This is a genomic window from Variovorax sp. V213, assembly GCF_041154455.1.
In the GTDB taxonomy this organism is placed as follows: domain Bacteria; phylum Pseudomonadota; class Gammaproteobacteria; order Burkholderiales; family Burkholderiaceae_C; genus Variovorax.
In genome coordinates this window covers 5,122,671-5,148,514 of the sequence record NZ_AP028664.1, presented here as the reverse complement: position 1 = coordinate 5,148,514, position 25,844 = coordinate 5,122,671, and the positions used below count along the sequence as shown (strand labels likewise).

The 25,844-nt window shown below is 66.3% G+C and carries 24 protein-coding genes; 12 read left to right on the top strand and 12 right to left on the bottom strand.

Annotated features, from left to right (window positions below; translation table 11 throughout):
- Positions 1–121: 121 nt before the first annotated feature.
- The 3 genes from creD to ACAM55_RS24305 all read left to right on the top strand — a co-directional run bounded on the left by creD (position 122) and on the right by ACAM55_RS24305 (position 4,720).
- Complete coding sequence (gene creD / locus ACAM55_RS24315; RefSeq protein ID WP_369653978.1) at positions 122–1,603, top strand: cell envelope integrity protein CreD; 1,482 nt, start codon at positions 122–124, stop codon at positions 1,601–1,603.
- Positions 1,604–1,640: 37 nt separating this feature from the next.
- On the top strand, positions 1,641–4,031 hold the full coding sequence (locus ACAM55_RS24310) for a penicillin-binding protein 1A (RefSeq protein WP_369653977.1): 2,391 nt from the start codon (positions 1,641–1,643) through the stop codon (positions 4,029–4,031).
- An 83-nt stretch (positions 4,032–4,114) separates the two neighbouring features.
- Complete coding sequence (locus tag ACAM55_RS24305; RefSeq protein WP_369653976.1) at positions 4,115–4,720, top strand: hypothetical protein; 606 nt, start codon at positions 4,115–4,117, stop codon at positions 4,718–4,720.
- A gap of 12 nt (positions 4,721–4,732) precedes the next feature.
- On the opposite strand, the gene creC is transcribed toward ACAM55_RS24305, so the two are convergent.
- Positions 4,733–6,175, bottom strand: coding sequence for a two-component system sensor histidine kinase CreC (gene creC / locus ACAM55_RS24300; RefSeq protein ID WP_369653975.1), 1,443 nt, complete (start codon positions 6,173–6,175; stop codon positions 4,733–4,735).
- A gap of 121 nt (positions 6,176–6,296) precedes the next feature.
- On the bottom strand, positions 6,297–7,079 hold the full coding sequence (gene creB / locus ACAM55_RS24295) for a two-component system response regulator CreB (RefSeq protein WP_369653974.1): 783 nt from the start codon (positions 7,077–7,079) through the stop codon (positions 6,297–6,299).
- A 567-nt stretch (positions 7,080–7,646) separates the two neighbouring features.
- Here creB and ACAM55_RS24290 point away from each other — a divergent pair.
- On the top strand, positions 7,647–8,591 hold the full coding sequence (locus ACAM55_RS24290; RefSeq protein WP_369653973.1) for a YcjF family protein: 945 nt from the start codon (positions 7,647–7,649) through the stop codon (positions 8,589–8,591).
- Between the two features lie 6 nt (positions 8,592–8,597).
- On the opposite strand, the gene cueR is transcribed toward ACAM55_RS24290, so the two are convergent.
- Both cueR and ACAM55_RS24280 read right to left on the bottom strand, forming a co-directional pair.
- Entirely contained in the window at positions 8,598–9,005 is a 408-nt protein-coding gene (cueR, locus tag ACAM55_RS24285; RefSeq protein ID WP_369653972.1) for a Cu(I)-responsive transcriptional regulator, read from the bottom strand.
- Entirely contained in the window at positions 9,002–9,196 is a 195-nt protein-coding gene (locus ACAM55_RS24280) for a heavy-metal-associated domain-containing protein (RefSeq protein ID WP_124960334.1), read from the bottom strand. The genes cueR and ACAM55_RS24280 overlap by 4 nt, the downstream gene beginning before the upstream one ends.
- A 135-nt stretch (positions 9,197–9,331) precedes the next feature.
- Here ACAM55_RS24280 and ACAM55_RS24275 point away from each other — a divergent pair, with 135 nt between their 5' ends.
- Positions 9,332–11,572, top strand: coding sequence for a heavy metal translocating P-type ATPase (locus ACAM55_RS24275; protein WP_369653971.1), 2,241 nt, complete (start codon positions 9,332–9,334; stop codon positions 11,570–11,572).
- 12 nt (positions 11,573–11,584) lie between these two features.
- Here the strand turns inward: ACAM55_RS24275 and ACAM55_RS24270 are convergent, their stop codons facing one another.
- Genes ACAM55_RS24270 through ACAM55_RS24255 form a run of 4 tightly spaced genes read right to left on the bottom strand, consistent with a single transcriptional unit; the run spans position 11,585 to position 14,605 of the window.
- Positions 11,585–12,079: an N-acetyltransferase family protein gene (locus tag ACAM55_RS24270; RefSeq protein ID WP_369653970.1), complete on the bottom strand. Its 495-nt coding sequence runs from the start codon at positions 12,077–12,079 to the stop codon at positions 11,585–11,587.
- Positions 12,080–12,131: 52 nt separating this feature from the next.
- On the bottom strand, positions 12,132–13,418 hold the full coding sequence (locus tag ACAM55_RS24265; protein ID WP_369656470.1) for a beta-ketoacyl synthase: 1,287 nt from the start codon (positions 13,416–13,418) through the stop codon (positions 12,132–12,134).
- Positions 13,415–13,708: an acyl carrier protein gene (locus ACAM55_RS24260; RefSeq protein WP_369653969.1), complete on the bottom strand. Its 294-nt coding sequence runs from the start codon at positions 13,706–13,708 to the stop codon at positions 13,415–13,417. The genes ACAM55_RS24265 and ACAM55_RS24260 overlap by 4 nt, the downstream gene beginning before the upstream one ends.
- Before the next feature lie 12 nt (positions 13,709–13,720).
- Entirely contained in the window at positions 13,721–14,605 is an 885-nt protein-coding gene (locus ACAM55_RS24255; RefSeq protein ID WP_369653968.1) for an alpha/beta hydrolase, read from the bottom strand.
- A gap of 141 nt (positions 14,606–14,746) precedes the next feature.
- Here ACAM55_RS24255 and ACAM55_RS24250 point away from each other — a divergent pair, with 141 nt between their 5' ends.
- Both ACAM55_RS24250 and ACAM55_RS24245 read left to right on the top strand, forming a co-directional pair.
- Complete coding sequence (locus ACAM55_RS24250) at positions 14,747–15,436, top strand: response regulator transcription factor (protein WP_369653967.1); 690 nt, start codon at positions 14,747–14,749, stop codon at positions 15,434–15,436.
- The gene (locus ACAM55_RS24245; RefSeq protein WP_369653966.1) at positions 15,433–16,839 is read left to right on the top strand and encodes a sensor histidine kinase; all 1,407 of its coding nucleotides are present in this window, start codon (positions 15,433–15,435) and stop codon (positions 16,837–16,839) included. Before ACAM55_RS24250 ends, ACAM55_RS24245 begins: the two co-directional genes overlap by 4 nt.
- Before the next feature lie 227 nt (positions 16,840–17,066).
- On the opposite strand, the gene ACAM55_RS24240 is transcribed toward ACAM55_RS24245, so the two are convergent.
- The 4 genes from ACAM55_RS24240 to gstA form a co-directional block, all read right to left on the bottom strand.
- Positions 17,067–18,170, bottom strand: coding sequence for an alkene reductase (locus ACAM55_RS24240; RefSeq protein WP_369653965.1), 1,104 nt, complete (start codon positions 18,168–18,170; stop codon positions 17,067–17,069).
- A gap of 82 nt (positions 18,171–18,252) precedes the next feature.
- Positions 18,253–20,100, bottom strand: coding sequence for an acyclic terpene utilization AtuA family protein (locus ACAM55_RS24235; RefSeq protein ID WP_369653964.1), 1,848 nt, complete (start codon positions 20,098–20,100; stop codon positions 18,253–18,255).
- A complete protein-coding gene (locus ACAM55_RS24230; protein ID WP_369653963.1) occupies positions 20,097–20,879 on the bottom strand; it encodes an enoyl-CoA hydratase-related protein in 783 nt (260 codons plus the stop codon). The genes ACAM55_RS24235 and ACAM55_RS24230 overlap by 4 nt, the downstream gene beginning before the upstream one ends.
- Before the next feature lie 156 nt (positions 20,880–21,035).
- Positions 21,036–21,644, bottom strand: a complete 609-nt coding sequence (gene gstA, locus ACAM55_RS24225; RefSeq protein WP_369653962.1) for a glutathione transferase GstA — start codon at positions 21,642–21,644, stop codon at positions 21,036–21,038.
- Positions 21,645–21,834: 190 nt separating this feature from the next.
- Here gstA and ACAM55_RS24220 point away from each other — a divergent pair, with 190 nt between their 5' ends.
- From ACAM55_RS24220 to rsmG, 5 genes are all read left to right on the top strand, one after another.
- Positions 21,835–22,020 (top strand): DUF1328 family protein, encoded by a 186-nt coding sequence (locus ACAM55_RS24220; RefSeq protein ID WP_056574793.1) that lies wholly within the window; start codon positions 21,835–21,837, stop codon positions 22,018–22,020.
- Positions 22,020–22,166, top strand: a complete 147-nt coding sequence (locus ACAM55_RS24215) for a hypothetical protein (RefSeq protein ID WP_369653961.1) — start codon at positions 22,020–22,022, stop codon at positions 22,164–22,166. Before ACAM55_RS24220 ends, ACAM55_RS24215 begins: the two co-directional genes overlap by 1 nt.
- Before the next feature lie 7 nt (positions 22,167–22,173).
- A complete protein-coding gene (locus ACAM55_RS24210) occupies positions 22,174–23,061 on the top strand; it encodes a transglutaminase family protein (RefSeq protein WP_369653960.1) in 888 nt (295 codons plus the stop codon).
- A gap of 179 nt (positions 23,062–23,240) precedes the next feature.
- Entirely contained in the window at positions 23,241–25,199 is a 1,959-nt protein-coding gene (gene mnmG / locus ACAM55_RS24205) for a tRNA uridine-5-carboxymethylaminomethyl(34) synthesis enzyme MnmG (protein WP_369653959.1), read from the top strand.
- The gene (gene rsmG, locus ACAM55_RS24200; protein WP_369653958.1) at positions 25,196–25,837 is read left to right on the top strand and encodes a 16S rRNA (guanine(527)-N(7))-methyltransferase RsmG; all 642 of its coding nucleotides are present in this window, start codon (positions 25,196–25,198) and stop codon (positions 25,835–25,837) included. Before mnmG ends, rsmG begins: the two co-directional genes overlap by 4 nt.
- Positions 25,838–25,844: the final 7 nt, after the last annotated feature.

Sequence of the window (25,844 nt, the reverse complement as noted above, 5' to 3'; positions counted from 1 at the left end):
CAGCCAGCCCGATGCGCCGTTGTGTGAAGCCTGTGTGAAGTCCGCCGGCGGCCACGCTTCACACGGCCTTCGGATCGCGCGACGAGCATCGCGGCTTCGCTATCGAAGAGGAGAAAAAAACATGCTTCTGTTGTTCAAGGCCCTGCAGGGTTCGATGCTGGTCAAGGTCGCCGGCCTGCTCATGCTCACGCTCTTGCTGTGCATTCCGCTGGCCGAGATCAATTCGATCAACCGCGAGCGCGGCCGCAGCCAGCGCGAGGCGGCCGAGGAGCTTGCCGCCACCTACGCGAGCGGGCAGACCATGGTGGGCCCGCTGCTGCTGGTGCCCTACGTGGAACGCTGGATGGAACCTCTGCGCAATGCGCAAGGCAAGGTGATCGGCCAGGAGGCACGCAGCAAGGAAATGGCCCACGCGGTGTTTCCCGACAAGCTGCACATCGAAGGCTCGATGGCGCCGCACGAGCGCTATCGGGGCATCTTCAGGATTCCGTTCTATACGCTCAACGCCACGCTCGGCGGCGGATTCGCAGCCTTCGACCCCAAGTCCGTGGCGCACAGCGAAGCCGATTCCCGCATTGAGTTCAAGGCACCTTTCGTCGTCTTCTACGTGAGCGATTTGCGCGGGCTCGACGGTTCGCCTTCCATCGCGATCAACGGTGAGGCTTTGCGTTTCAAGCAGCATGTGCCTGGTCTTGCGGACAGCAGCTGGCTGGCCGATGGCGTCCATGCACCGCTCACCGGCGCCGCGCTCGCCGCATGGGAGACGAAGACGCCACTGCCCTTCGAGATGAAGCTCGGCCTCGTGGGACAAGACACGCTCTCGATGGTGCCGATTGCCGAAGAGACCACCGCCCACCTGAGTTCGCCCTGGGCGCATCCGAGCTTCGGCGGCCGCTTTCTCGCCACGCAGCGCGAGGTGACGCCGCAGGGCTTCGATGCGCACTGGCGCGTGTCGTCGCTCGTGACCTCGGCGCGCGAACAGGTGCGCGCCGGACTGTCGGACCGCGATGCCACCGGTGCCGCCGCCACGGCAGCAGCTGCAGCGACAGCCGCCCATGCGCCACGCAACCTCGGCCCGCTGCAGACCTTCGACGTGTCGCTCGCCCAGCCGATCAACGTGTACTCGATGAGCACGCGCGCCGGCAAGTACGGCGCGCTCTTCATCGGCCTGGTGATCATGGCGGCCTTCATGTTCGAGCTGTTCCGCAGGCAGCGCATGCATCCGGTGCAATACGGGCTGGTCGGCCTTTCGATCGCGCTGTTCTTCCTGCTGCTGCTGGCCCTGTCCGAGAAACTGGCTTTCTGGCTGGCCTATGCGAGCGCGGCCGGTGCAAGTGTTCTGCTGCTCGGCATCTACTTCAGCGCCGTTTTGCAAAGCTGGAAACGCGGCGCGGGATTTGGGGCCTATGTCGCGGTACTCTATGGCGCGCTCTACGGCCTGCTGGCATCGGAAAGCAATGCGCTGCTGCTTGGCGCCCTGCTGACATTCGGCATGCTGACGGTGCTGATGCTCGCCACCCGCAAGGTCGACTGGTATGCGCTGTCGGCCGGGAACCCCCGAACGCCCGAGCCGGTCTTACCCGAATCGACCGCTTCCGTGTAACGGACGCTACCGACTGTTTTCTTACTTACTGATTTCCATGGACGATTTCTCTCCTTCCACCGAGCCGGCGCGCTCCGAGCGATCGATACGGCTGCGGCGCATTGCACGGTGGAGCGCCATCGCGCTCGGCTCCGGTGCGCTGGTGCTGCTGGTGGCCGCCGTCGTTGCGGTGGCCGTCATCTATCCCCGGCTGCCCGACATTTCGGAGCTTGCCGACTACCGGCCCAAGCTGCCGCTGCGCGTGTATTCGGTCGAAGGCACGCTCATCGGAGAGTTCGGCGAGGAGCGCCGCACGCTCACGCCCTTTGCCAGCATTCCCAAGGTCATGAAGGACGCCGTGCTTGCCGTGGAAGACGCGCGCTTCTACGACCATGGCGGCGTCGACTACAAGGGCTTCGTGCGCGCGGCAGTGGCCAGCCTGAAGGGCGGCCGGAAGCAGGGCGCCTCGACCATCACGATGCAGGTGGCGCGCAACGTGTACCTCAGCTCGGAGCGCACGCTGAGCCGCAAAACCTATGAAATATTGCTGGCGCTGCGGCTGGAACAGCAACTCAGCAAAGACCAGATCCTCGAGATCTATTTGAACCAGATCTATCTGGGCAACCGCGCCTATGGCTTCGCTGCCGCCTCCGAGGCGTACTTTGGCAAGCCGCTGCACAACATCACCACGGCCGAAGCCGCGATGCTGGCCGGCCTGCCGAAGGCGCCCGGCGCCAACAACCCGGTGGCCAACCCGCGCCGGGCCCGCGCCCGCCAGCTCTACGTGATCGACCGCATGCAGGAAACCGGCTTCATCACCGCCGAACAGGCGGCCGAAGCGAAGAAGGAAGAGCTCCACCTGCGCGATGCCGCCGACCCGAACCGGCTGCATGCCGAATACGTGGCCGAGACGGTGCGCCAGATGATGTATGCCCAATACGGCGACAGCATCTACACGAGCGGCATGAAGGTCTACACCTCGTTGGTCGCGGCCGACCAGACGGCGGCCTACAGGTCGCTTCGCAAGGGCATCATGGACTACGAGCGGCGCCAGCCCTATCGAGGGCCCGAGCGTTTCGTCGATCTGCCGAGCGATCAAAAGGAAGCCGACGAGGCGGTGGACGACGCATTGGCCGAACACCCCGACAACGGCGACGTGATGGCGGCCGTGGTGCTGGAGGCGAACAGCAAGGAAATCAACGCGGTGCGTGCGAACGGCGAAGCCGTGCAGATCACCGGCGAGGGCTTGCGGCCCGCGCAATCGGGCCTCGCGGCCAAGGCACCGGCGAACATCAAGATCCGGCGCGGCGCAGTGATCCGCGTGGCGAAGACACCCAAGAACACCTGGGAAATCACGCAGCTGCCGGAGGTCGAGGGTGCTTTCATCAGCATGGACCCGCGCACCGGTGCCATCAAGTCGCTGGTGGGCGGCTTCGATTTCGGCAAGAACAAGTTCAACCACGTCACGCAGGCCTGGCGCCAGCCGGGTTCGAGCTTCAAGCCTTTCATCTATTCGGCCGCGCTCGAGAAGGGCTTCACGCCGGCCACCATCGTCAACGATGCGCCGCTGATCTTCGAGCCGAGCACCCCTGGCGGCCAGCCCTGGGAACCGAAGAACTTCGACGGCGGCTTCGAAGGGCCGATGCCGCTGCGCACTGCCCTGATGAAGTCGAAGAACCTGGTCACGATCCGGCTGCTGCAGTCCATCGGCGCGCCGTATGCGCAAGACTGGATCACCAGGTTCGGCTTCGACAAGGACAAGCACCCGGCCTACCTGCCGATGGCGCTCGGCGCGGGCTCGGTCACGCCGATGCAGATGGCCACCGCCTATTCGGTGTTCGCCAACGGCGGCTACAAGGTCAATCCCTATCTCGTCACGCGCGTGACCGACCTGCGGGACAAGGTGCTGCTCGAAACCGAGCCCCCAACACTCGACGAAACCCGCCGCGCCATTCCCGAGCGCAATGCCTTCATCATGGATTCGCTGCTGCAGAGCGTGGTGAAGGGCGGTACCGCCGCACGCGCCTACCAGGCGCTCAAGCGCGACGACCTGTTCGGCAAGACCGGCACGACCAACGATTCGTTCGACACCTGGTTCGCGGGCTTCCAGCCCACGAACGTGGGCATTGCATGGATCGGCTACGACACGCCGCGCCAGCTCGGCGTGCGCGGCGAAACCGGCGGCAGCCTGAGCCTGCCGATCTGGATCGGCTACATGCAGGCGGCGCTCAAGGGCGTGCCGGTGAGCCAGGTCAAGGAGCCGCCGGGCGTCGTCAACGTCGACGGCGAGTGGTACTTCGACGATTTCACGCCGGGCCGCGGCGTGGCGAGCCTGGGCGTCGAGAACGCTGGGTCGCCGCCACCGCCGGCGGAAGAACTCTCGGGTGTGCCGCTGGGCCCGCCGCCGCAGCCGGAAGAGCGCAACCGCATTCTCGATTTCTTCCGCTAGGGGCATTGCGAAAGCGCAGGCGGGTCCCCGGTGCCTACACTCGGTGCTGACCTCCGCTTTCACCTCTTCTTCCGCACGCCCTCATGGAAATCCTCACCCTGGTGACGCTGATCGTCATCGGCGCCTATATCCTCAAGTCACGGGACCAGCGCCAGCGCATCGCGCTGCTCGGGAGCCACCTCGGCAAGTACCAGATCGAAAATCTGATGGAGACCCTCACCGAGGGCTACCTGCGCTGCCTCGGCGAGGATGACGCCGCGCGGCGCCAGCAGATCTGGAGCCTGCTCGACTCCACCGAGGAAAAGCTCTCGGCCCAATTCGACAGCTTTGCCGCGGAATTCGCGCGCGTCGATGCGGCAGAGGCGCGCGTGAGCAAGCTGCCGCTGGCCATTCCGTTTGCGCACAGGCTGTTCCCGGCCGCCACCTTCGACTTTCGGCAAGCCCTTGCCATCCACGCGCGCGGCATTGCCCAGGTGATGCGGAACGAGTCGGGCCGCTCACCCAAGGCCAAGGCCTTCACGATGTCGGCCGAGCTGTTCCTGATGCAGCACACGTGCCACTGGTTCTGCAAATCGAAGACGGTGGCGTCGGCGCGCATGCTGGCGCGGCACAAGACCTCGTACGAGCAACTGCTCGATGCCGTGAGCCCCGAAACGCGCAAGGCCTACGGTGCACTCACGGGCCAGTGATTTTTTTCTTCTTCAGTGATTCGGCGGCAGCAGCGGCAGCGTGAGCGTGGCCACCGCGCCGCCGCGCGCCGCGTTGCCGAGCTCGATGCGTCCGCGGTGCAGCGCGGCAATCTCTTTCACGAAGGCCAGCCCGAGCCCGGTGCTCTTTTTCTGGCTGTGCGGCCGCGCCAGCGAATAGAACTTCTGGAAGACTTTTTCCTGCGCATAGTCCGGAATGCCCGGGCCGCGGTCGCGCACGCTCACGCGCGCAAGTTTCGAGGTGGTCTCCAGCGTCAGCAGCACCTCGCTGCCCCCTGGTGAAAAATCAATGGCGTTGTCCAGCAGGTTGCTGATGGCACGGCGCAGCAGGAACGGGTCGCCCTCGGTGCTGGCCTCGGTGCGGATGTTCACTTTCACGCCGATGTTGCGCTTGGCCGCCGCGGGCTGTGCGCTGATGGCGATGTCCTCGATCAGCGAAGCCAGCGCCACCGGCTCCGTGCGGTCGAGCCCGTGGCGGGTTTCCAGCGCGGTGAGCTCCATCATTCGGTCGACGATTTCCTGGATTCGCTGCGTCTCACGCTCGATGTTCTTCAGGAAACGTTCGCGCTCCGCATGCGGCATCGATGGTTCCTGCAGCAGTTCGGCCGCACCGCGAATGGCCGACAGCGGGCTCTTCACTTCGTGCGTGAAGGTCTGAACGTAGTCGGCGACGTAATTGCGGCCGGTGAGCGCATCGCGCATCTCGCTGAAGCCGGTGCGCACCGCGTCGACAGCGCGCCGCGCCATGCGCGAAAGGCTCAGGGTGCGCTGCGCGCGCACCCAGTTCCAGTAATCCGAAATCAGCCCGAAAGGCCGCACCAGCCAGACCGAGACGATCACCGCCAGCAGCAGCAGTGCCAGGCCTGAGCCCACGCCCACCCACAGCGTGCGGGCGCGCGCGTCTTCCACGAACTGCCCGAAGCTCTGCACCGGCTTGCCGACGCTGACCATGCCGACGATCTCGTTGTTCCAGCGGATCGGCGCCCCCACGTACATCACCGAGGTGCGCGGGTCGCCGTCCACGTCGCGCGAAGTGCGCGCACCGTACACGCCGGCGAGCGTGCGGTTCACGTCGCTCCACTGCGAGTAGTCGGCGCCCAGGTGCCTGCCGAGCGAATCGAACACCACGCGGCCGCTGCGGTCGGTCACGTACACGCGCAGCTCGACGCGGTTCTTGTGCAGGTTGTAGATCTGGGCCGAGAACTCGCGCGCATACACGGTGCGGAACAACGGCTCGAGCCGCGCCGTGGTGATGGCGCCCGCGATCACGTCCTGCTCGACCAGGCTGGCGACGAGCTGCGAGGTCTCGACCAGCGATTCCTCGGCCGATTCGCGGTAGCGCGGATCGATGTCCGACACCACGCGGTACAGCAGGAACGCGATGCCTGCCGTGTAGATCAGCAGAATCCCGATGAATATCCGCGTGCGCCTGCTCAATTGGCTCTCCCCCAGTCTTCGCGCACTTCGTGTCGCTTCGCCAACCCCCTCACCGCGGGCAATACCAGCGGCCCGGCAAAGCCGGTTCCGCGGTATTTCACGAAAAGATCCGCGCAGGGCTTCACGCCTGGGCCGGCAATTCTTCGTTCAATGCATAGCCGGTGCCGCGCAGCGTGCGAATGGGCTCCACGTCGGGCGCCACGGCCTTGAGCTTGGCGCGCAGGGTTTTCACGTGCGCATCGACCGTGCGGTCGAAGCTGTCGCTCGCGTCGTCCCAGACCAGTTGCAGCAGTTCGTCGCGCGTGAAGACGCGCCCCGGACGCTGCACCAGCAGCCGCAGCAGCCCGTACTCGTAGCGGGAGAGTTCGAGCAGGCGACCGTAGTAGCGGATCTGCATGCGCTCGTTGTCCAGCGCAAACGGCATTGCGGGGGGTTGAGAGCTCGCTGGCGCCGCCGCGCCCGAAATTTGATGGGGTACCCCGTCGTTCGGCACCGCGGCCCCTCCAGGGGCCGCTCGCGCGCTGCGCCGGAGGATGGTGCGCACCCGCGCCACCAGTTCGCGCGGCGAAAAAGGCTTGGCGATGTAGTCGTCGGCACCGAGTTCCAGCCCCACCACGCGGTCGATCTCGTCGCTTCTCGCGGTGAGAAAGAGCATCGGCACCTCGGCGCCGCCCTGCGACTGGTTCAGCGCGCGCAGGCGCTTGAAGAGCTCGAAGCCGTTGAGGTCGGGCAGGCCCACGTCCAGGATGGCCAGCGCCGGCGGCTCCTGCGCGAACTGCGCAATGGCTTCCTCGGCGGTCGCGCACCAGACCGGCGTGAAACCGTCGCTCTTCAGGACGTACTGGAGTGTGTCGGCAATGCCCGATTCGTCTTCGGCGATCAGGATCCGGGGTTTGAAACTCATCCCCGGATGTTAGCGAGGGGGCGCTGTTCGGCGCGGCTGGTTTTCGTCCGTGGCGCCGCGAACACGGCGCGGCCGTTCGCGGCCTTTTTTTTGGGCGAGGCGCTGTCCCCGTTTCTATTTCTTATTCTTCTTATTCAAATTAGTAGTAGTAGATAAGGGCAGCACCGATCTGTGGACATGGCAATTTTTCCCTTGCGTGACAGTCACTTGTCATACCTCTGTCACTGTGCGCAGCTGCGCTTCCGAGCTGTCGCGCCAAAAGGGACAACATTGGGCGGAGGCTCCGCCCTGTGGATAACGTCCTGCTTGTGCCGGAACTCTCCCCAGAGTTGTCCTTTGACAGGGTTCTGAAAATCTGCGAAAGGCGGTTTTCGGGGCGAGAAATTCAATGCCTCTTATTTGGGCAGACTGTAGATTTGTATTTGAAATCAAGCACTTAGCGTTCCCTTACACAGAAGTGCGAGTGTTATCCACAGAGTTGCCCAAGCTTTGTGGGGAGAACCCGCGGCGGAACCTTCGCACGCGATGTCGAACGAACTTTGTCCTTCAACCTTTGGAAATTCGAACGTGACCCCTTCCGAAACCAAAGCCATCGTGACGCTGAGCTTGCTGGCCGCCTTCGTCGACGGCGAAAAACACGAACGCGAACGCGCCGAGATCAAGCGCATTGCCGAGGGCCTGTCGCAGGCCGACGGCGTGAACCTGCCCACGCTCTATCAGGACGTGCTGATGAAGCGCGTCTCGCTGGCTTCCGTGGCGGGCGAACTCCAAAGCACCGAGTCGAAGCAGCTGGCCTATGAAATGGCGGTGTGCGTGTGCGATGCCGACGGCACACAGTCGGACGCGGAGCGCATGTTCCTGGCGGACCTGCGTACTTCGCTCGGACTCGACGGCTCGGCGGCGCAGTTTTCGCGCCAGGCAGAGGACATCGCAGCGGCGGTTCCCATGGCGGCCACTGGTACAGGCGTGGCAGCCGCGTCATCGGTGCCTTCGCCCGACAGCGCGGAGCTCGACAAGTCGATCCTCAACGCAGCCATCCTCAATGGCGCGCTCGAACTGCTGCCCGAAACGCTGTCGACCATGGCGATCATTCCGCTGCAGATGAAACTGGTCTATCGCATCGGCAAGGCCCATGGCTACGAGCTCGACAGCGGCCATGTGAAAGATTTTCTGGCCACGGTCGGGGTGGGCCTGACCTCGCAATACCTGGAACAGGCCGGGCGCAAGCTGCTCGGCGGCCTGCTCGGAAAGATGGGCGGCGGCTTGCTGCGCGGCCTTGGCAACCAGGCCGTGAGCTCGGGCATGAGCTTCGCCTCGACCTATGCGCTGGGGCACGTGGCCAAGCGCTACTACGCGGGCGGCCGCACGCTCTCGACGCAGATGCTCAAGGACAGCTTCTCGAACGTCGTGCAGGAAGGAAAGGGCCTGCAAACGCAGTACTTGCCGGCCATCCGGGAAAAGGCCCGCAGCCTCGATGCCGGCAAGGTGCTGGCGCTGGTCAGGGGCGCCTGAGGCAGATCAGGCCGCGGCCAGGTCGTCGAGAATGGGGCAGTCGGGGCGCGCATCCCCATGGCAGCAGTGCACAAGATGCGCCAGCGTGTTGCGCATCGACTGCATGTCTGCAATGCGCTGTTCCAGTTCATCGAGATGCTTCTGCGCTATGCGCTTCACGTTCGAGCTCGCACGGCGGCGGTTGTGCCACAGCCCCACGAGCTCGGCAATTTCTTCCATCGAGAAACCGAGATCGCGTGAGCGCTTGATGAAGCGCAGCGTGTGGATGTCGGGATCGCCGTATTGGCGGTAGCCGCTTTCGGTGCGCGCCACCACAGGCAGCAGGCCCAGGCCCTCGTAGTGCCGCACCATGCGCGCCGAAACGCCTGAAAGCCGCGCCGCTTCGCCAATGGTCACGGTGCCGAAGCTGCTCATTGGACCCTGTAGCCCGCGTTTTCGATGGCGGCGACGATGTCTTGCCGAGGTTGCGCGCTCAATACGTCGACATGCCCTGTTTCGAGATCCACCGTCACCTGCGCTTCCGGATCGACCGTTTGCACCGCGTTTTGAACCGCGCTCACGCAGTGGCCGCAGCTCATGCCCGAGACCTGGAATTTCTGGCTCATCGTTCTTGCTCCTGTTGAATGAAATGAATGAAGGCAAACACCAGTTTGAACCCTCTCACGATGTCAATGTCCAGTGCAGGGACACTGAATTCTTGGGCTTGACCTTGCCATGATGTGAGACTTTAGCCTCGGTGCATGGAAAATCTGCTGCACTCCCCACACAACCTCATGAGCACCCTGGATCTTTCTGTTGGCGGCATGACCTGTGCCTCGTGCGTGATGCGCGTGGAGCGCGCGCTCAAGAGCGTGCCTGGCGTGCAGGACGTCAGCGTGAACCTTGCCACCGAATCGGCGCGCGTCGTGGCGGCCGACGGCGAAGACATGGACGCGCGCTTGCGCCGCGCCGTGCGCGCGGCGGGCTACGAACCGCGGGCGGCAAGCAGCATGGCCGACGAAGCCGCCTCACTGTCCCCCTGGCACGGCTTTGGGCCTGTCGGTATCGGCCTCTTGCTGTCGATCCCGTTGCTGGCACCGATGCTCGGGCAAGCTTTCGGACAAGACTGGACGCTTCCGCCCTGGATCCAGCTGCTGCTGGCGGCGCCCGTGCAGTTCTGGCTCGGTGCGCGCTTCTACCGCGCAGGCTGGCATGCCGCGAAGGCACGCACCGGCAACATGGATCTGCTGGTGGCACTCGGCACCAGCGCGGCCTTCGGGTTGTCGCTTTGGCTCTGGTGGCGCGCGTCGGCCGGCGAGCACGCGGGGCACGGCGCCGTGCCCCATCTCTACTTCGAAGCGTCGGCCGTGGTCATCACGCTGGTGCTGCTTGGAAAGTGGCTGGAGGCGCGTGCCAAGCGGCAGGCCACCTCGGCCATCCGCGCGCTGCAGCAGCTGCGGCCCGAGATTGCGCACCTGGTGGGAAAGCGCGGCGAAAGCGATGTGCCCATCGGCGAGGTGATGGTGGGCGACCTGCTCGCGGTTCGCCCAGGCGAGCGCGTCCCGGCCGATGCGCGCGTGGTCGAGGGAGAGTCCGAAGTCGACGAATCGATGCTCACCGGCGAGCCGCTGCCGGTGCCCAAGAGGCTGGGCGATGCGCTGACGGGTGGCGCGGTCAATGGCGACGGCCGCATGGTCGTCGAGGTGAAAGCGGTCGGCGCCGAAAGCGTGCTGGCGCGCATCATCCGCCTGGTCGAGGACGCACAGGCGGCCAAGGCGCCGATCCAGCGGCTGGTGGACCAGGTGGCGGCCGTGTTCGTGCCGGTGGTGCTGGTGATTGCGCTGGCGACGCTGGCAGGCTGGCTGCTTGCGGGCGCCGGTGTCGAAATTGCCATGATTCATGCGGTGGCGGTACTGGTCATTGCCTGCCCCTGTGCGCTGGGCCTTGCAACGCCGGTGGCCGTCATGGCCGGCACCGGTGTCGCGGCACGCCGCGGCATCCTGATCAAGGACGCCCGTGCACTGGAAGTTGCGCACCGTGTCGCCACCGTGGCCTTCGACAAGACCGGCACGTTGACGCTGGGCCGGCCGGTGCTCACGGCGCTCGTGCCTCTTGCAACCGGCGCAGACGAAGCCCGATTGCTTGCCATGGCTGCCAGCCTGCAAGGCGGCAGCGAGCATCCATTGGCCCACGCCGTGATGGCGGCCGCCGCAGAGCGAGGCGTGCAGGCGCCGCCCTTGAGTGCCATGCAGGCGATGCCGGGCCGCGGCGTGCGCGGCGAGGTGAACGGCGAACGCTGGGCCATCGCGAGCCTGCGCTGGTGCACGGAACTGGGCGTGGTTCCCGGCGCCGCACAGGTCGAGCGCCTGCACGCACAGGGAGCCACGGTGTCCGTGCTGCTGCGCTTCGATGCGGCAGGCGCTGCCCAGGTACAGGCGTTGCTGGCCTTTGCCGATGAGCCGAAGCCCGAGGCCGCTGAAGCCGTCCGCGCATTGCGGGCGCGTGGCCTGCGCGTGGTGATGATCTCGGGCGACAACCGGCGCGCCGCTGAGGCCATGGCGGCACGGCTCGGCATTGCTGCCGAAGACGTGCGTGCCGATGTGCTGCCGGCCGACAAGGCGGCGCAGGTCAGTGCCCTGAAGAAGGACGGCCACGTGGTGGCGATGGTCGGCGACGGCGCCAACGACGCGCCGGCACTGGCCGCGGCCGACGTGGGCATTGCCATGGCACCTTCGGGCGGCGGCACCGATGTGGCAATGGAAGCCGCGGGCATCACGTTGATGCGCGGCGACCTGGCGATGGTGGCCGAGGCCTTCGAGCTTTCGGCGCGCACGGTCGCCAAGATCCGGCAGAACCTGTTCTGGGCCTTTGCCTACAACGTGGCCGGCATTCCGCTCGCGGCCTTCGGATTGCTGAGTCCCGTGGTGGCTGGCGCTGCCATGGCGCTGTCGAGCGTCAGCGTGATGGCCAATGCGCTGCTGCTGCGGCGCTGGAAGCCCTGAGCCTCATCGCGTTCAGTCGATCAGCAGCGCCAGCAGGTGATCGTCGATGTAGTCGGCTTCGCCAGCGCGCTTGTAGAACTTGCGCAGCGTGCCTTCCCTTTCGAAACCCAGCTTTTCATAGAAGCGCAGGCCCGGCGCGTTGTCGCTCTCGACATAGAGCTCGATGCGCTTGACGCCTTCGGCCTCGAGCCTGGCAATGCCATCGCTCACCATCGCATGCGCGATGCCCTTGCCGTGCAGCGACGGGTCGACCGCGAGCGTGCCGAAGCAGGCGACGTGGCTCACGCGGCCGGGGTATCGCGTTGCGCGATAGAAACCTGCGACACGGCCGTCGACTTCATAGATGTAGAAGCTGCGGCTCTCGACCAGCTCCTTGTAGATGGGCCGGAATTCGTCGAGCGGCATCGGGTCGTAGCCCAGGAAGGGCACGACCCTCTCATGCATGTAGATGGAAAAGACCGCTTCGAGGTCCTGGGGTGCGGCAAGCCTGCGCATGGATGACAGCATACCCAGTCCCGATCCGTCGCTCGTGGCTGCCCCGTTGCAGCCGTTTCTTTCCTCAGCGGTTTGTGGCGCGGCCCGCGATCAGTACGGCGTTGGTGCCGCCGAATGCGAACGAATTGGAAAGCACGTAGCGGAGATTCCCCGCTTCGCGCGGATCGCCGCGCACGAAGTCGAGATCGAAGGCCGCATCGGGGACCCGCAGGTTGGCGGTGGGCGCAAGCATGCCGTGTGCGAGGGTGCGCAGCGCCGCCACCAGTTCGATGGCGCCACCGCCGCCAAGCACGTGCCCGTGGATCGCCTTGGTGGCGCTCACGGGCACGGCATTGCCGAACACCTCGCGGATCGAAGCCGCCTCGGCGGCGTCGCCCGCCGTGGTGGCGGTGCCGTGTGCATTGATGTGGCCGATCTGCGCGGCCTCGAGGCCGGCATCGCGCAGCGCGGCGCGCATGGCGCGCACCTGGCCGGCGGGGTCGGGGTTGGTGATGTGCGTGGCGTCGCAGTTGGTGGCATAGCCTGCAAGAAAAAGCGGCATTGCTTCACTTGCGCCGCGTGCGCGTGCATGTGCTTCCGATTCGAGCACCAGCGCGGCGGCGCCTTCGCCCAGCGCAAAACCCGCGCGGTCGTCCGAGAAAGGCCGGCAGGCGCTGCCCGGCGCACCGGGCGGAGGAGGCGCCGTCACGCGCATCGCGTGCCAGCTGGCCATCACGCCGGGAGTGAGCATGGCCTCATGTCCGCCGACGACGGCCATGTCGATCCAGCCGCCGCGAATGGCGCGCATGGCCTCGCCGATGGCGACGGCCGAGGAGGCACAGGCGCATGCGTAGGCAATGGCCGCGCCTTGGGCGCCGAACTGCAACGCGAGCTCCGCCACTGCGGCGTTGGGCATGACGGTGAGCACCGTCGTCGGCCGCATGCGGCGCTTTCCGCCGTAGAGCGCGCGCGTGGTGTCGTCGAAGGCACCCGCGCCGGCCAGGCCGCTGCCCCAGAAGATGCCCAGGCGCTCGGGATCGACGCTGCCCGCCTGTAGCCCGGCCTGCGCCGCGGCATCGCGCGCCGCCGAGAGCGCCATCGCAGTGCCCCGGTCGAGCGGCAGGCGCGAACTGCTGCGCACGCTGGCCGCATCGAAATCGCAGGCCGCCACGGCGAGCTCGATCGGATCGAGGCCTGCGATGCCGAGCGTTTGCGCGCGTACGGCGGAACGTCCGTTGAAGAGCGCGTCGTCGAAGCACTCGGCCGTGTGGCCGATGGGTGTGACGAAGCCGAGTCCCGTCACCCGCACCGGCGCAGAAGCCGCATGCAAGGCGGAGGCTGCGAGCGCTGAATGAGCGGCGCCGCTGCTCACGCGGGCGCGGCCATCGAAGGCTCGACGTCGCAACGGATCTGCGCGTCGATCGCCTCGCACAAGTGCTGGAGCGTGATGCCGACTTCGCGCGGGTCGAGCCGGTCCTCGGGCAGGCGGAGGTGGAACGCGTCTTCCACCGCGAAGACGAACTCCATCAGCGCGAGCGAATCGAGCCCGAGCTCGGACAGCGCAACCTGGGGCGCGATGGAAGCGGGTGCAACGTCGAAGTTGTTCACCAGGATGGCCGCGATGCTGTTGAAGACCGGCGTAGAAAAGGAAGCGGAGGACATGGCGTTTTTCTTTCAGGCGGGAACGAGATGCAGAGGCACCGCGCCGGAGGTGCCGGGCGCGCCCATGCCATGGGCCAGGGCGTCGGCAAAAGCGACCGTTTCGCGCGCCACCTGCTGGCGGTCGTTGTCGATCGAGATCATGTGGTAGCTGTTGTGGAGCACCACGCTGCGGAAATCGCGGCAGCGAAGGCCGCGCGCGAGGATGTCGAGGTTGGCCAGGCTGGCCACTTCGTCCTCGCGGGCATGTAGCGCGAGCACGCTGCCGCATTGCACCCGGTGAAGGTTGCGCTTCACATGGCGGATCAGCCGGTCATGCTCGCGCAGATGGCTGACGCCGAGCACCGAGCTGCCCGCGCGCGACACCTTGCGGTGGCGCAGCTCGCGCTCGATCCAGGCGCGCACGCGTTCGTTCTTCACGCCGTAGGGCGGGCATTCCCGGTATTGCCAGAGGCGTCCGAGCGGCGTGTAGAACGCGAGCGGCAGCAGCATGCGCGTGCGTGGAATGGCCCAGCCGTCGAAGCGCAGCGTGGTCGACATCAGCACCAGCGCATCGACATCGCTGCCGCAGCGGATGGCCGCGCCGAGTGCGAGCGACGAGCCGGCCGAGATGCCGACCAGCAGCACGCGCTCGTGCTGCGCGCGCAGTGCCTTGATGCGCGCCTCGATGGCGTCGAGCCAGCGCTCGTAGGGCAGGGCGTGCTGCAGCGGCGCGCCGGCATCGAAGGAGTAGCCGCCGATCGCCATCGGGTGCACCGGATAGCCGCTGCTGCGCAAGGCCGACTGCACGGTCAGGAGCTCGTCAGGTGTGCTGCATAAACCATGCAAGAGCACGATGGCCGTGCGGCGCACCGCGGGGGGCACCACGCTCAGCAGGTCGGCGGGATCGCGGGCGCTCATCGAATCGAAAGGGGCTGGAAAGGGGCCCTGGCCGCAGGTTGCTGTCGTATGCTCATGGCGTGTTTATCGCCCGGGTGTGCTGACCGGCTGCTGACCCTCCTTCGCGCAAGAATAGGCACTGAAACCCACCACACAAACACCATGCGAATCCTGCTTGTCGAAGACGATGCCGTGCTGCGCGACGTGATGCTGCGCAGCCTTGCGGATGCCGGCCACCGGGTCGACGTGTCGGCCAACGTCGAGGACGCCGACCATCTCTGGCGCGTGCAGCCCTTCGACGCCGTGCTGCTCGACCTGAACCTGCCGGCCACCGCAAGCCCGACGAGCGGCCTGGCAAGCGGTCTCAACGCCCTGCGGCAGGCGCGGGCGCGCGGCGACCGCACGCCGGTGCTGGTGCTGACGGCGCGTGGCCGTACCGAGGAACGTATCGCCGGCCTCGATGCCGGTGCCGACGACTACCTGGGCAAACCGTTCGACCTGGCCGAGGTCGAGGCCCGCCTGCGTGCGCTGGTGCGGCGCGCCAAGGGTACCGAGGACATCGTGCTGCTCGGCCAGCTCAAGCTGGACCGCAAGGCGCGCCGCTTCTCCACCGCGGGCGGGCCGCTCGATCTGCCGGCGCGCGAGTTCGAGGTGCTGTGGGAGCTGATGAGCCCCCCGGGCCGCACGGTCAGCAAGCGGGCGCTCTCGGACAAGCTCTCGAGCTTCGACGAATCGCTGGGCGACAACGCGCTGGAGGCCTTCATCTCGCGGCTTCGCAAGAAGCTGGCCGGTTCGGGCGCGAGCATCCGCACGCTGCGCGGCATCGGCTACCTGCTCGAAGCCGAAGTGTGAGCCGCGTCACGCCGGACGCGCCTCGGCCGGCCGAGGCCGCACCTTCGCTCACGCGCCGCGTGCTGCGCAACGTGCTGGTGCCGCTGGCGCTCACGTGGATGCTGGGCGCAGTGATCGCCCTCGTCATCGCCAACTATTTTTCCGAACAGGCCTTCGATCGCGGCATGCTCGACGACGCTTATGCGCTCGCGGCCAACGTGCAGGCAGGCGAACGCGGCGTCGAGCTGCTGCTGACGCCGCGCGAGGTGGCCACGGTGCTGTTCGACCAGGTCGACAAGGTCTACTTCGCGGTTCAGCGGCTGGACGGCACGCTGATCTCGGGACAGGCGGGCCTGAACGCGCCGCTGCCGCCGGAAGGTGCACGCTACCGCTTCTCGGACGTGGCCTTCGACGGCAAGGTCCTTCGGGCGGTGGTGCTCCAGCCCATCGCGGAGCCGGGCCTGCCAGTGCCCTACCGGGTGGTGATTGCGCAGACCACGCTGAGCCGCACGGCGCTCGTGCGGCAGCTGCTCGGCTATGCGCTCGCACCGCAGGTGCTGTTGCTGATGCTGCTCGCGGTGTGGCTCTGGTATGGCATTCGCAGCGACCTGCGACCGCTCGGCGAGCTGCAGCGGGCACTGGACCGGCGCGATGTGTACGACCTCTCGCCGGTGGCGGTGGTCCGCACGTCGCGTGAAGTGCAGCGCCTGGGCAATGCGGTCAACGCGCTGTTCGACCGGCTGAATCACAGCGTGCGCGCGCAGCGCGAGTTCGTGGGCAACGTGGCGCACGAGCTGCGCACGCCGCTGGCGGGCATCCGTGCGCTGGCCGAGTACGGGCTTGCGCAGCACGACTCGGCGGTGTGGCGCGAGCAGCTCGTGCGCGTGGCCGAACGGCAGGCGCGCGCAAGCCACCTCATCGACCAGCTGCTGGCGCTCGCGCTGGCCGACGAGGCCCGCACCGGCCTTGCGCGTGAACCGGTTCGGCTCGACGTTCTTGCCGAGGAGACCGTGCTGCGGCACCTGGCACGCGCCGACTCGCGTGGCGTCGACCTGGGTGCGCGCGGCCTCGACGAGCGCACCACGGTGCTTGCGAACGAAGCGCTCGTCGAAGGCATTCTCGACAACCTGATCGACAACGCGCTGCGCTACGGCGGGCGCACCATCACCGTCGAACTGGCGGGCCGGACCCTGAGTGTGATCGACGACGGCCCCGGCATTCCGCTGGAAGCGCAGCGCGACCTGATGCAGCGCTGGGCACAGGGCCCCGCGGGCCAGAAGCTCGGGCAGGGCTCGGGGCTGGGACTCTCGATCGTGGCGCGCTATGCGGAGCTGCTGGGCGCCGAGCTGCGGCTCGATGTGGCCGAGCCCAGCGGACTGCGAGTGAGCGTGACCTTCGCTGACGTTCACCCTGCGGTCTCGTAGGCCACCCGTGGTGCAGCAACTGCCCGGTTGCATGGCGGCTCACGCCTTCAGCGGCTTGCGAAGAAACACCCGGGTGCGCGTTTCGAGTACGAGGCGCTTGTACTCCACGTAGCCGATCCGCTCATACAGCGCGCGGTTCTCGGTCATCTTTTCGTTCGTGAATGGGCAGTGATGCCGCGGCATCTTGCCATGGCCCGTTGCTGCCGCGCGAGGGGCGCGGCGCGGGCTCAACCCAGTGCCGGATAGTCCGTGTAGCCCTTGGTGCCGCCGCCGTACATCGTGGCCTTGTCGACCTCGTTGAGCGGTGCGTTCTCGCGCAGGCGGCGCACCAGGTCGGGGTTGGCGATGAAGGGCTTGCCGAAGGCCACGAGGTCGTCGCCTTCCTTGACCGCCTCGTCCGCCAGCGGCTTGTCGTAGCCGTTGTTGACCATCCATGCGCCCTTGCCGCCGGCCTGGCGGTAGGCGGCCTTGAGCGCCTCGTAGTCGAAGGGGCGGTCCTCGATTTCGCGCGGGCCGCCGGTAGCACCTTCGATGATGTGGATGTAGGCCAGGCCGAGCGGGGCGAGCTGCTTCACCACGTAGGTGAAGAGCGGCTGCGGATCGGAATCGTGCACGTCGTTGGCCGGCGTGACGGGCGACAGGCGAATGCCGGTCTTGCCGCCGCCGACCGCATCGACCACCGCGCGCGTAGCTTCCAGGAGCAGGCGGGCGCGGTTCTCGATGCTGCCGCCGTAGTCGTCGGTGCGCTTGTTGCTGCCGTCCTTCAGGAACTGGTCGAGCAGGTAGCCGTTGGCGCCATGGAGTTCCACGCCGTCGAAGCCGGCGGTTTCCACCGCGTTGCGCGCGGCCGCCGCATAGGCGTGGACGATGCCGGGCAACTCTTCGGCATCGAGCGCGCGCGGCTCGGAGGTCTCGACGAAGGTCGGCACGCCGCTCTTGATCAGCACGGTCTTGGTCTTGGCGGTGATGGCCGAGGGCGCGACGGGCTTGCCGCCTTCCGGCTGCAGTTCGGTGTGCGACACGCGGCCCACGTGCCAGAGCTGCACCACGATCTTGCCGCCCTGGGCGTGGACGGCGTCCGTCACGCGCTTCCAGCCGTCGAGCTGTTCGGTGCCGTAGAGGCCCGGCACGTCGGCATAGCCCTGGCCCTGGTGGCTGATGGCGGTGGCTTCGGTGATGAGCAGGCCTGCCGTGGCGCGCTGTGCGTAATACGTGGCGGCGATGTCCTGCGGAATGGCGTTGGGCGAGCGGTTGCGCGTGAGCGGCGCCATCACGATGCGGTTGGCGAGCTTCAGGTCGCCGGCCTGTACGGGGTCGAAGAGGGAGGGCATTGCGCGAATTGAAAGTGGGAAAGAGGCCGCGAGAGTAAACCTGCGCGGCCAACCCTGCTGTCGCACGGTTGTCCGGTTGCTGCTAGGCGTTTCCCGTGCCGGTTGCCGCAAGGTCCAGCAAGGCCGCGCTCGCGCGCACCGGCATCGCGAGCAGGATCTGCCCCATGCCCTTGCCGAGCGGATCGTTGCGCAGCGACGCCATGCCGCCGCCGCCGAGCGCCTGTTCGCAGACGAAGTTGAAGGCCCCGATGCCCGGAACCTCGTAGCGCGTGACCGGCCCCTTGACGAGATGCGCCAGCCATTCGGCCACGCGCGCCTCGGAGAGCTGTTCGCGCAGCAGCGGCAGCAAGGCCGGATGGCGCGCAATGACGCCGATGTTCGAGGTGTCGCCCTTGTCGCCGCTGCGGGCCCATGCGAGGCGGATGAGCGGTACCTCGATGGCATCGGCATCGAAGGACTCGGAAGCGTCCACCGCACCCTTCGCGCTCTTCGGGAAAGAAGGGGCGCCGGCGGCCGCAGACTCGGCTTCGTGCGGCAGCTCGATGCGCTGCCCGCCCATCGTCACGCGGGCTTCGACCTTCGACTTGTCCAGCAGGAAGGCGTATTGCCGGATCGAAGGCGACACGGATGAGCGCCCGCCACCGGCGCCCGTGGTGCCGGGTGCCCACGAGGTGCCGGCCGGCGCCACCTCGCGCGCAAAGAGCTCCAGCGCCTCCTTGCGCGCATGCGTCACCGCGAGCCGGAGCACGGCTTCGCGCGTCTGCGTGGCCTGCGCATGCGGGCCGTAGCAGGACTCGGCACCCAGCACTTCGAGTTGCGTGGCGCTGTAGGGGCCGAAGCCATGCTGCGTGAACAGCATGCTGGTGCGTGCGAGGATCGCTTCGCCGGTGCGGCGTGCCTTCGCGACGGCATCGAAGCCGACGATGGTGAGTTGTGCCGCGCTCTTGAAGCCTTCCACGCAGGTAGCGCAGACCTTGTAGCTCTCGGTGGGCTCGCGGCCGCGTGCGCCGTGCACATGCACGCGGTGTTCGCCGGCCTGTTCGATGCGCACCTGCGTGAAGTCGGCCACCACATCGGGCAGCAGGTAGGCCGAGGGGTCGCCGATCTCGTACAGCATCTGTTCGCCCACCACGGCCGGCGTGACCTTGCCGCCCGTGCCCGCCGGCTTGGTCACGACGAAGCTGCCGTCGGCGTGGCACTCGACGATGGGGTAGCCGATGTTGGGCCAATCGGGCACCGTGTCCCAGTCGGTGTGCAGGCCGCCGGTGGCCTGGCAGCCGCATTCGATGATGTGGCCCGCGAGGCTGCCGGCCGCCAGCAGGTCGTGGTCGCCGGGCTGCCAGCGGAACGCGTGCATCAGCACGCCGAGCGTCACGGCGGAGTCGACACAGCGGCCGGTGATGACGACTTGCGCGCCCGCGTCGAGCGCGGCCTGGATGGGCCTTGCGCCGAGGTATGCATTGGCCGTGAGCACGCGCGCCGGCAATGGCGCGCCGCTTTGCAGTTCGCGCACCGCGGGCTGCTGCTGCCGGAGCTCAGGCAGCAAAGGCATTACGTCGTCACCGCTCACCACCGCGATCTTCAATGCAATGCCTTGCTCGGCCGCCAGCGCGGCGAGCGCATCGGCGCAGCCCTGCGGATTGACGCCGCCCGCGTTGCTCACCACGCGGATGCCTTGGCGCACCACGTCCTTCAGCACCGCTTTCATCGCGACCGAGACGAAATCGGTGGCATAGCCCAGCTCGGGCTTCTTGAGCCGCGCGCCCGCAAGAATCGACATCGTGAGCTCGGCCAGGTAGTCGAACACGAGATAGTCGATCTGTCCGCTGGCCACGAGCTGGGGCGCGCCCACGCTGCTGTCGCCCCAGAAACCCGAGGCGCCGCCAATGCGCACGATGCGCTCCGGTTGTTCGTTTTCGCGGGCGCTCATCGGCCGCTCCACTGCGGCTCGCGTTTTTCGCGGAAAGCGAGCTGGCCTTCGGCCGCATCTTCCGTGAGTGCGAAGAGGCCGATCTGGCTTTCGGTGAACGCCATCGACTCTTCGAAGGCCATGGCTTCGATCTTCTTCATGGTGTACAGGCCGCGGCGTATGGCGGCGGGCGACTTGTCGAGTACGCGGCCGAGCAGCCAGTCCACGCTCTCGTCGACATCGTCGCTCACGCGGTTCACCAGCCTGTGTTCGAGCGCCTGCGCGGCGGTGATGGGTTCGCCGGTGATGCACATCTCGGCCAGCGCGCGGCGCGGCAGCAGGTTGCCGAGCACGCTGAGCACCTGCGCGGGGAAGAGGCCGACCTTGACCTCGGGCAGGCCGAACACGGCCTGGCTGCTTGCAACCGCCATGTCGCACATGCCCATGATCCCCATGCCGCCTGCCATGCAGGCGCCGTTGACGCGCGCGATCAGCGGAACGGTCGATTGCCGGGCCTGGCGGAACAGGTTGGCAAAGCCTTGGTAGGGCTCGGCATAGTCGAACTTGAAGGAAGCACCGCTTTGCAGGTCGGCGCCCGCGCAGAAGGCGCGCGTGCCCGCGCCGGTGATGACCACGGCGCGCACAGCGCGATCGGAGTCGGCACGGGCCAGCGCCTTCGACAGCGCCGCAAGCACGCCGGCGCTGATGGCATTGCGGCGTTCCTCGCGGTCGATGGTGAGCCACATCACGGGCCCGCGCATCTCCTCGCGCAATTCTTGAAGGGCAGGGGCTTCGGCCATCGGCGGGTCCTTCGCTTTCCAGGGTCTGGAGTTCGACCCGTAGCGTGACCCGAAAAAAAAGCCGCGGCATGCGGCTTGTGGCTGAAAGCGGCCCGGGTTTTCCCCATGATGGGCCGGGCCGCCTCGCAGTTGCTGCGAGCTTGTTCGCGCTTCTTCTTACTTCAGCAGGCCTTCGGCCTTCATCGCGTCCTGAACCGCAGGGCGCGATGCCACGCGCGCATGCCAGGCCTGGACATTGGGGAAGTCCGAAATGTCGACGCCGGTTGGCTTGGCCCAGTTGGTCACTGTGAACAGGTATCCGTCGGCCACGCTGAAGTGCTCGCCCATCAGGTACTGCTTGTCCGCCAGCTGGCCGTTGAGCCATTGGTAGCGCGACTTGAGCTTGTCCTTGAAGATGGACTTGGCTTCTTCAGGCATGGCGGAGTTGAACAGCGGGCTGTACCCCTTGTGCATCTCGGTGCCGATGAAGGTCAGCCACTCCTGCAGGCGATAGCGCTGCAAGGTGCCGGCGGCCGGGGCCAGGTTCTTGGTGGGCGCGAGATCGGCGATGTACTGCACGATCGCCGGGCCTTCACGCAGGCGGGTCCCGTCGTCGAGTTCGAGCATCGGCACGTACCCGAGCGGGTTGATGCCGTAGTAGTCGGTGCCGTCCTGCAGCTTGTGGCTCTTGGTGCTGGCCATCACGGGCTCGAAGGCGATGCCTGCCTCGTGCAGCGCGATGTGGGGCGAGAGCGAGCAGGCACCGGGCGAGTAATACAGCTTCATGCGGGAAATCTCCAAAGTTGAATATGGATAGCGGAAATCGATCCATGGACCGAAGCGGATGCTAGCGGGTTTGCGCGCTGCGCGTTTTTGTCCTACGGCCGCTCGCGCGCGCCGACTATCGGGGCTGCGTCGGCGGGTTTCTAAGCTTCCCCCCGCACGGTGGGCGAGGCCTGCCGCAAGGAGTGATCAGATGTTGAAGTACGCAATTATCTTTGCGGTGATTTCATTGGTGGCAGGACTGCTGGGTTTCGGTGGCATCGCCGCTGGAGCGGCGGGTATCGCCAAGCTGCTGTTCGGCCTGTTCCTGGTGCTGGCGGTGCTGTTCGTGGTGCTGGCGGCGTTGGGCGTCGGCGCGGTAAAAAAGGCGATCGATTGATGCAGCGCCCGGTACCGCAATGGCCGCGCGTGCGCCCGCTCGGCCTGTTGCTGCAAAGCCCGGCGCACCGCGTCGTGCGGGTGCTGCTCGTCACGCAATCGCACTGGCACCTTCCCGAGCACCGCTCGCATCGCCGGCGGGTTTGAGGCGCGCATGCACATCTCCCACATCGACGCAGAGCTGCGCTACGAAGTCCAGGCGCCCGCGCACATGCTGCTCAACATCGAGGCGGCGCAATCCGGCGCGCAGGCCGTCATCAGCGAGATGTTGACCATCGAACCGCCGACCGAAGTGCGGTTCTACTGCGACGGTTCCAGCGGCAACCGCTTTGCGCGTTTCGATGCGCAGCCGGGGCTGCTGCAGATCAGCTACAAGGCGAGCGTGCAGCGCAGGCAGGTCGACGTGCCGCTCGACCTCGCCGAGGTGCCGGTCAACCAGGTGCCCGATGAAATCCTCCACTACATGATGCCGTCGCGCTATTGCGAGTCGGACCTGATGTCGCGTTGCGCACAGCAGCTTTTCGGCGACCTGCCGCCCGGCATCGGCCGGGTGCAGGCGATCGTCGACTGGATTCACGAGAGCATTGCCTACGAACCCGGCAGCAGCGATTCGACGACCACGGCGCGCGAGGTGTTCGTGGCACGGGCGGGTGTATGCCGCGACCTTGCGCATCTGGGCATCACCTTTTGCCGCGCGCTCAATATTCCGGCCCGGCTGGTGGTCGGCTATGTCTGGTTCGACGAGCCGCCGCAGGATTTCCACGCCGTGTTCGAAGCGTGGCTCGGGGGACGATGGGTGCTGTTCGATCCGACACGCATGGCGCCGGTCGACCGGCTGGTGCGCGTGGGCACCGGGCGCGACGCCAAGGACGTGGCCTTTTGCACGATCTTCGGCGCCGTGACCATGACGGGCAAGGACATCAGGGTGCGCGAAGTGCAGGACGAAAGCGTGGCTCCCGCCGCGGCGCCACAGCCCACCGGCGCGATCGTGGGCATCGAAAAGCCCGTGCCCGTGGTGGAGCTGGCGGCCGCAGCCGATTGAATGCCTCGACAGCATTGAATAGTTTGCTATAAATAATGTAGCAAACGAATCAATTCAATGGGATGGACTGGGGCCGGAGTCTTTGATCCCGGTTGCCCTTATTCCCGGCGCAAAAGGGTACCCCCGATTAAAATTGATGCCCCCTTTGCGCAGCGCACGCGTCAGTGCGCCCCTCTCTCATGCTGTATCCCGAAGAATTTGATGTCATCGTCGTCGGCGGTGGCCATGCCGGCACCGAAGCCGCGCTGGCGGCTGCCCGCATGGGCGCCAAGACGCTGCTGCTGTCCCACAACATCGAGACGCTGGGGCAGATGAGCTGCAACCCGTCGATCGGCGGCATCGGCAAGGGCCACCTGGTGAAAGAAGTCGACGCGCTGGGCGGCGCCATGGCCATTGCCACCGATGAAGCGGGCATTCAGTTTCGTATTCTCAATTCCAGCAAGGGCCCGGCCGTGCGTGCGACCCGTGCGCAGGCCGACCGTGTGCTGTACAAGGCCGCGATTCGCCGCCGGCTGGAAAACCAGCCGAACCTCAGCCTGTTCCAGCAAGCGGTCGACGACCTGATGGTGGAGGGCGATCGGGTGGTGGGCGCCGTGACGCAGGTGGGCATCGCCTTCCGCGCGCGTACGGTGGTGCTCACGGCCGGAACTTTTCTCGATGGCCGCATCCATGTGGGCCTCGATAACTACCAGGCCGGGCGCGCGGGCGACCCGCCTGCCATCAGCCTGTCCGCGCGGCTCAAGGAATTGAAGCTGCCGCAGGGCCGCCTGAAGACCGGCACGCCGCCGCGCCTCGACGGACGGACCATCGATTTCTCGAAGTGCACGGAGCAGCCGGGCGACGGCATGCCCGGTGGGGCAGGGCCCATGCCGGTGTTCAGCTTCATGGGCCGGGCCGACATGCATCCACAGCAGATGCCCTGCTGGATCACCCACACCAATGCGCAGACCCACGACATCATCCGCTCCGGCTTCGACCGCAGCCCGATGTTCACCGGCAAGATCGACGGTGTCGGTCCGCGTTACTGCCCTAGCGTCGAGGACAAGATCAACCGCTTTGCCGACAAGGAAAGCCACCAGATCTTTCTGGAACCCGAAGGCCTGACGACCAACGAGTATTACCCCAACGGAATCTCGACCAGCCTGCCGTTCGACATTCAGTACCAGTTGGTGCGCTCGATGCCCGGGCTGGAGAACGCCCACATCCTGCGGCCGGGCTATGCCATCGAGTACGACTACTTCGATCCGCGCGAGCTCAAGAGCAGTTTCGAGACCCGGTCGGTCAAGGGACTGTTCTTTGCCGGGCAGATCAACGGCACCACTGGATACGAGGAAGCGGCGGCCCAGGGCTTGTTTGCCGGCATCAACGCCGCACTGCAATGCCGTGGTGAAGAGGCCTGGCTGCCGCGCCGCGACGAAGCCTACCTGGGCGTGCTCGTTGACGACCTCATCACCAAGGGCGTGACCGAGCCCTACCGCATGTTCACCAGCCGCGCCGAGTTCCGGCTGCAGCTGCGTGAAGACAATGCCGACATGCGCCTGACCGAATCAGGGCGTAAGCTGGGCCTGGTCGACGATGCGAGGTGGGATGCTTTCAGCCGCAAGCGTGATGTTGTTTCACGTGAAACAGAACGACTCAAATCGATCTGGGTGAATCCGCGCAACCTGCCGGCGGCCGAGTCGGAGCGCGTGCTCGGCAAGGCGATCGAGCACGAATACAACCTCGCCGACCTGCTGCGCCGGCCGGACGTGAACTATCAAACACTGATGTCGCTGGACGGCGGAAAGTACAGCGCGGCCACCGCGCTGAACGAAACCGAGATCGAGCAGATCGAGATCTCGGCCAAGTATTCGGGCTATATCGAGCGCCAGCACGACGAAGTGGAGCGTGCCGCCCACTTCGAAAACCTGCGCATGCCGCCTGACTTCGACTACAGCCAGGTCAAGGCATTGAGCTTCGAGGTCCGGCAGAAGCTCGACAAGCATCGGCCTGAGACGCTGGGGCTTGCTTCACGTATCTCGGGCGTGACGCCTGCTGCCATTTCCTTGCTGATGATTCATTTGCGAAAAGGCGGTCACAAGGCTTTCGACCGCGATGCCACCGCTGTAGCTCCAGCCGAACCGCAATCTGCCGAATGAACGCGCCCATCGACACGCTGCGCCAAGGCGCAGCAGCACTGGGCCTCGCCTTGTCCGGTACCCAGGCGGAGCAGCTGCTGTCTTATGGCACGCTGATGCTCAAGTGGAACAAGGTCTACAACCTCACGGCACTGCGCGATCCGGCCAGCGTGCTCACGCACCATTTGCTCGACAGCCTGGCGGCCGTGCCGCCGTTGCAGCGCGAGTGGGCAGGGGAGGGCAGACTGCTGGACGTGGGCTCGGGTGGAGGCCTGCCGGGCGTGGTGATTGCCATCATGCGGTCCGATCTCCAGGTCAGCTGCCTCGATGCGGTCGCCAAGAAGGCGGCTTTCGTGCAGCAAGTGGCTGCCGAACTCGAGTTGCCGAACCTGCGGGGATTGCATGCGCGCGTCGAATCGCTCGCCGGCAGTTATGAAGTCATCAGTTCCCGCGCCTTTGCTTCCTTGCCAGATTTTTTCAATGGGTCGGCGCATCTGCTGGCACCCGGCGGCGTCTGGCTGGCCATGAAGGGCAAAATGCCGACCGAGGAACTGGCCGTGTTACCTGCCGGTATCGCAGTGTTTCACGTGGAACAATTGACTGTTCCTGGCCTGGACGCGGAGCGCTGCATCGTCTGGGCACGCAAAGAAGCCGCCTGATCGGGCA